This is a genomic window from Oleiphilus sp. HI0066 (assembly GCF_001635725.1).
Window position 1 is genome coordinate 1 of record NZ_LWFH01001847.1, and the last position, 1,038, is coordinate 1,038.

The window sequence follows — 1,038 nt, forward strand, 5'->3', positions numbered from 1 at the left end:
TCGATGACGTTTTTTTCTGATGGTGCAAGCCACTATAGCCACCGAGTCCGTATCGTTCTCGCCGAAAAAGGTGTGGCAGTAGATATTATTGATGTCGATCCAGATGAAAAGCCTGCAGAGTTAGCTGATCATAACCCATACAATGAATTGCCTACATTGGTAGATCGTGATCTTGTATTGTATGAAGCTGATATCATGATGGAGTATTTAGATGAGCGTTTCCCTCATCCTCCATTGTTGCCTGTCTACCCAGTAGCACGCGCGCAGAGTCGTCTAATGATGTACCGAATTTCAAAAGACTGGTGCTCTCTTGTTGACTCTATCCTAGCGGATCCAGAATCTTCATCTGCAAATGAAAAGCGTAAAGAGTTCAAAGAAAGTCTTTTGGCAACAGCACCAATTTTTGCTGATAAGCCTTTCTTTATGAGTGAAGAGTTTACGATTGTAGATTGCTGCATTGCGGCCTTGTTGTGGCGTTTGCCTGTGCTAGGCATTGAGTTGTCAGAGCCAGCAGCTAAGCCGATATTACGTTATATGGATCAGATGTTCTCTCGTGAGTCATTCCAAGAGAGTTTGTCTGAAGTTGAAGCAGAAATGCGTCACTAGTCACTAGCATACAAGGAGGATGGTGTGACCCCAAGTAGGCCATACCTGGTTCGTGCATTAAATCAATGGATTATTGATAACGGCCTAACACCGTATTTGGTAGTGGATGCCGGTATTCAGGGCGTTCATGTGCCTGAAGATTATGTAACTAATGGTCAGATCATCCTCAACATCAGTCCTAGCGCTGTAACAAATTTACTTATCGAAGATGCCGCAATTGAGTTTCAAGCTCGTTTTGGTGGTGTTCCGATGCAGGTATATATCCCAGTAGTTGCTGTCATGGCAATCTATGCAAAAGAGAATGGCCAAGGCATGGTTTTTGGTGCGGAGCCAGGTGCACCTGAGCCGCCACCATTCGATGAAGAGCCGGTACAAGAGCAGGGTTCTTCACCTCAGAAGCCATCTTTGAAGATAGTTAAGTAAGCCTTTATA

Annotated in this window: 2 protein-coding genes; both read left to right on the forward strand. The window is 44.5% G+C overall.

Features of this window, described 5'->3' with window-relative positions; all coding sequences use genetic code 11:
* The coding region (locus tag A3738_RS28585) for a glutathione S-transferase N-terminal domain-containing protein (protein ID WP_068764022.1) at positions 1-606 on the forward strand (606 nt) is incomplete at its 5' end.
* A gap of 24 nt (positions 607-630) precedes the next feature.
* Positions 631-1,029 (forward strand): ClpXP protease specificity-enhancing factor, encoded by a 399-nt coding sequence (locus A3738_RS28590; RefSeq protein WP_068472966.1) that lies wholly within the window; start codon positions 631-633, stop codon positions 1,027-1,029.
* Positions 1,030-1,038 lie beyond the last annotated feature (9 nt).